Source organism: Nocardioides sp. P5_C9_2 (assembly GCF_054049555.1).
Map to the genome: position 1 here is coordinate 1 of NZ_JBFUMD010000322.1, position 4,633 is coordinate 4,633.

5 protein-coding genes are annotated in these 4,633 nt (G+C 71.6%); 2 read left to right on the forward strand and 3 right to left on the reverse strand.

The genetic code is table 11. From position 1 onward, the window contains the following. Window positions 1–1,261, forward strand: a 1,261-nt coding sequence (locus ACXJKL_RS15065; protein ID WP_457207851.1) for a DUF222 domain-containing protein, incomplete at its 5' end; no start/stop codon positions are given. 50 nt (window positions 1,262–1,311) lie between these two features. On the opposite strand, the gene ACXJKL_RS15070 is transcribed toward ACXJKL_RS15065, so the two are convergent. Further along, on the reverse strand, window positions 1,312–1,950 hold the full coding sequence (locus tag ACXJKL_RS15070; protein ID WP_457207852.1) for a uridine kinase: 639 nt from the start codon (window positions 1,948–1,950) through the stop codon (window positions 1,312–1,314). 69 nt (window positions 1,951–2,019) lie between these two features. On the opposite strand from ACXJKL_RS15070, the gene ACXJKL_RS15075 reads away from it, so the two are divergent. After that, the gene (locus ACXJKL_RS15075; RefSeq protein ID WP_457207853.1) at window positions 2,020–3,303 is read left to right on the forward strand and encodes an MFS transporter; all 1,284 of its coding nucleotides are present in this window, start codon (window positions 2,020–2,022) and stop codon (window positions 3,301–3,303) included. Here ACXJKL_RS15075 and ACXJKL_RS15080 read toward each other — a convergent pair. Both ACXJKL_RS15080 and ACXJKL_RS15085 read right to left on the reverse strand, forming a co-directional pair. Further along, window positions 3,272–4,162 carry a TIGR01777 family oxidoreductase gene (locus ACXJKL_RS15080; RefSeq protein ID WP_457207854.1) on the reverse strand — a complete coding sequence of 297 codons (891 nt, stop codon included), beginning with the start codon at window positions 4,160–4,162 and terminating at the stop codon, window positions 3,272–3,274. The genes ACXJKL_RS15075 and ACXJKL_RS15080 overlap by 32 nt on opposite strands. A gap of 48 nt (window positions 4,163–4,210) precedes the next feature. Next, on the reverse strand, window positions 4,211–4,633 hold a 423-nt coding region (locus tag ACXJKL_RS15085), incomplete at its 5' end, for an ATP-binding cassette domain-containing protein (RefSeq protein ID WP_457207855.1).

Sequence of the window (4,633 nt, forward strand, 5' to 3'; positions counted from 1 at the left end):
CGCCGTCGACGCGATCTCAGCAGCCCTGGACAAGGTCGCCGGCGTCGAGCTCCTCTACCTCGCACCCGCCGAGAAGGCGACCGCKCTGGTCGAGCTGGCGCGCCTGGAGTCGCGAGTGACGTCGACCCGGYTGCGGTTGCTGGCGGTCGCCGACGACGTCGCCGARGAGGCCGGCGACCGCGACGTCGCGGCGTGGTTCGCCCGGACCGTGCACTGCGACCGTGGCCCGGCCCGCCGCGACCTGACGTTGGCCCGCTCGCTGGAGCGGTCGTGGACCCTGCTGGCCGAGGGGCATGCGAGTGGGGAGGTGTCGACCGCGCAGGCCGACGTGATCGCCCGCGCGTTGGACGACCTCCCCGACGACACCCCGACCGACATCGTGGCCAGGGCGGAGCGGGTGCTGGTCGAGCACGCCGCGACCTTCACCCCCCACGAGCTGCGGGTCCTGGGGAGCCGGATCCTGGACGTCGTGGCCCCTGAGGTCGGCGAGGACCAGGAACGCAAGCGACTCGAGGACGAGGAACGCCGCGCCCGCAAGACCACGTCGCTGACCACCAGGTCGCACGGCGACGGGACCACCAGCATCCGGATCCGGGTCCCCGACGCCACCGCCGGCCGGTTGCTGACGTACCTGCACGCGTGGACCAACCCCCGCAAGAACGGTGAGACCGACAAGGCCGGAGGCCCCGGCGCCCCCGACGGCACCGGCGGCCCCAACGTCACAGGTGGGACCGATGCGCCCTCGAACGTGCCGTACKCCACCCGCCTCGGCCACGCGTTYTGCGCGYTSCTCGAGCACCTCGACCCCACGAAGCTGCCCCGCCACGGYGGCACCGCCACCWGCGTGGTCRTCACGATGGACCTCGAAGCSCTGAASACCGGMCTCGGAGTCGCSACCACCGACACCGGCCASCGGATCACCGCCGCCGAAGCCCGCCGCCTCGCCTGCACCGCGAAGATCATCCCCGCCGTCCTCGGCGGCAAGTCCGAGGTCCTCGACCTCGGCCGCTCCCAACGCCTGTATCAGGCCGCCCAGCGCAGGGCCATGGGCCTGCGCGACGGAGGCTGCCGCGCCGAAGGCTGCGACATCCCCGCAGCCTGGTGCGAAGCACACCACCTGACCCCATGGAGTCAAGGCGGCAAGACCGACCTCGCCGACGGCGTCCTCCTCTGCTCCCACCATCACCACCGCGCCCACGACGACCGCTACCTCCACGACCGACTCCCCAACGGCGACCTCCGGTTCCACCGACGCAGGTAGGACCGGGTGGTCATGCGGCGGAGAGGAGATGGCTGGTCGGAGGGAGACGACTACGGGTAGTGCGATGGTCCTGTGTTGTCCAGCACGACCGTGGCGCGACGATGAGGTCGGCACTGGGCGAGGTAGAGCCGTTGCCCTTCGACGTACCGGCGCATCGACGGGTGCTCCGGGTCCGGGTGGCTGCCGTCCCGTTCGGCCATTCGGCGAGCGGTCTCCGTGAACGGCACGTCGAGGAACACCGACCAGTCCCAGCGGTCGGCGAGCTCGTCGCGGTGCAGGAACATCCCCTCGACGACGACCACTGTCTCGGGAGGGACGTGCTCGTCCRGCGGATCGAGCGCGGCATCGGCGCGGTGGTCGAAGAACCTGCGCCGAACGCGCCGGTTGCCGCCGGGCCGGAGCGGGTCCAGGACGTGTCGGATCAGGGCATCGAGATCGTAGGAGTCGCGGAAGAAGCCTTCCGGTGAGTGTCGACCGCGCCGGTGGCGGACCTCCCGCGGAGCGAGGAAGTCGTCCTCGTGCACGATGAGCGCCGGTCGTCCGGCGTCCGCGATCGCCGCCGCGAGTCGACCGGCGAACGTCGTCTTGCCGGATCCGTCCACGCCGTCGACCGCGATGAGCGATGGACGCCGCAGCGTAACCACGTGACTGGCGAGCTGGTCCCAGGAAGGGGCACGGTCGGAGGGCACGTCCGCATGATGTCAGCGACCGCGGCGCGGCAGGGTCGTCGTGTCCGGGAGCAGACCTAGGGTCGGTGGGTGAGTGTCACCTCCCCGTCGCGCGGCGCCGTCCGTCAGGGACTCGGTCGGGACTTCCACCGCCTCTGGGCGGCGTACTCGGTGAGTGAGGTCGGTAGTGCGCTGGCCTCGGGGGCGCTGCCGCTGATCGCGGTGCTCGTGTTGCACGCATCGACCCTCCAGGTGACCTTCCTGGCGGCGCTCTCCGGGCTCGCCAGCGCGGCCATCGCCTTGCCGCTCGGATCACTGATCGAGTTCCGCGCCAAGCGTCCCGTCATGATCGTTGCCGACCTGGCGCGTTTCGCGGCCTTGGGCAGCGTTCCACTTGCGGCGGCCCTCGGGGCGCTCGGCTACGCACAGCTGTGCGTCGTCGGCGTCGTCCAGACCACCGGCAACATCGTCTTCAACGCGGCCAGCGGAGCCCATCTCAAGGCGCTCGTCCCTGCGGGGCAACGCCTCGAGGCGAACAGCCGGTTCGAGACGACGTTCTGGACCGCGACCAGTGCCGGACCGCCCATCGGCGGCCTGATCATCACGTGGCTCGGCGCCACCGCAACCCTGGCGATCGACGCCGTGAGCTTTCTGCTCTCGGCCGCGGGAGTGCGCAGGATCCGTTCCCCGGAACCGTCACCACCGGTGGTGGCTCCGGACCACCACTGGCTCAGGGACGTGACCACCGGATGGCGCCACATCTTCGCCCACCCCGGCCTTGCCGCTCTGTTCTGGAACTCGGTGATCTTCGGGGGCTGCATCATGATGGCCGCGCCGCTGATGACGGTGTTCATGTTGCGCGATCTCGGGCTGGATCCCTGGCAGTACTCCCTGGCTCTCGGCATTCCCGGACTGGGCGGGATCGCGGGATCGCTCTGCACCGGACGACTGACGAGACGCTTCGGTGACCGGTCGGTCCTGCTCACCTTCGGCGTCCTGCGCACCCTCTGGCTCGGGCTCATCCCGCTGGCCCCGCCGGGCACGACGGGCCTGGTCGTCATCATCGTTGCCGACTTCCTGCTGCTCTTCAGCGCCGGCGTCTTCAACCCGACGTTCGTCACCTACCGGATGCGGGCGACCGCCGACACCCACATGTCGCGTGTGGTGACGGCGTGGTCGATCAGCTCGAGGTCGTTCCAGCCCCTGTTCATCATCGCCGGAGGGCTCCTCGCCGTCACGACGAGCACCCGCTTCGCCCTCACCGCGGCGGCGATCCTGCTGCTCTCGAGCGCCGTGCTCCTGCCGTGGCGGGCCAGGAGCGACGGGATCGCCACCGACACCGTCAGGCGAGACCCGCGGCAAGCACCGCGGTGACGTCCTCGTCCTCGAAGTCGTAGCCAGCCCGCTCGAGAGCGGCGGGACGGGCATTGACCGAGCCGAGGAGCTCGGGGGCCATCCGGCCGGCGGCGACCTTGAGGACCGGCGACGGAGCGACGAAGAAGGCGGGCCGGTGGACGGCCTCGGCAAGGGCGCGGGTGAACTCGGCGTTGGTGGGAGTCCGCGGGGCGCACAGGTTGAAGGCGCCGGACACGTCGCCGGAGCCGGCGAGGAACGCGACCGACGCGACCCAGTCGCGCAGCGAGATCATCGGGAAGTACTGCGTGCCCGACCCCAGCCGTGCGCCCAGCCCGAGCTTGAAGAGGCGGGTCAGCTCCCGCAGCGGCGACGAGCGTCGGTCCATGACCGGTGACGTGCGCAGGATGCAGACCCGGGCACCGGCCTGCTCGGCGGGCGAGGTCGCCGACTGCCACTCCCGGGTGACCTGGGTGAGCATGGCGTCGCCGCGGGAGTCGGACGCCTCGGTCAGCGCGTCGGCACCATGGTCGCCGTAGTAGGAGATGCCGTTGCCGGCCAGGAACGCGGGCGGGCGGGGTGCCCCCGCGATCGCGTCCGCGAGCGCCTTGGTCGTGGTGACCCGGCTGGAGAGGACCGCCTCGGCGCGGGGCCTGGAGTGGGGGTTGCCGGCGATGCTGACCCCGGCCAGGTTGACGACGACGTCGGCGCGATCGATGACGGCTTGGTCGAGCTCACCGGCGTACGGGTCCCAGCGCGACTCCAGCGAGGACTGCGCCGGACGACGTACGAGGTGGATCACCTCGTGGCCCTGCGCCCGCAGGTGATGGGTCAGGTGGGTACCCAGGAAACCGGACGCACCGGCGATCACCGCTCGCATGCCCCCACCCAATCATGGCGACCAAGCGGCCCTGACCGACCGGACGGCTCAGCCGGCCAGGTGCCGCCAGCTGTCCGCGAGCTCGCTCCACGGACCCTCGTCGCAGACCCGGCCGTCGACCAGGACCACCACTCGGTCGGCCTGTGCCAGGGCGGCGGCCTTGCTGGTCGCACCGACCACGGTCGCACCGCCGTCGCGCAGCGACGCCCACAGCTCGACCTCGGTCGTCGCGTCCAGGGCGGAGGAGACGTCGTCGGCGAGCAGGAGGTCGGCGCCGCACGCCAGTGCCCTGGCCAGGGCGAGCCGCTGCACCTGGCCGCCGGAGAGCCGCACGCCGCGATGGCCTACGAGCGCGTCGGCGCCCCCGGCCTCCTCGACGTCGCGGCCCAGACGCGCGGTGGCGATGGCGGGCTCGACGTCGCGGTCCTCGTGGTCGAGCGCGACRTTGCCCGCGAACGAGCCGGACAGGAC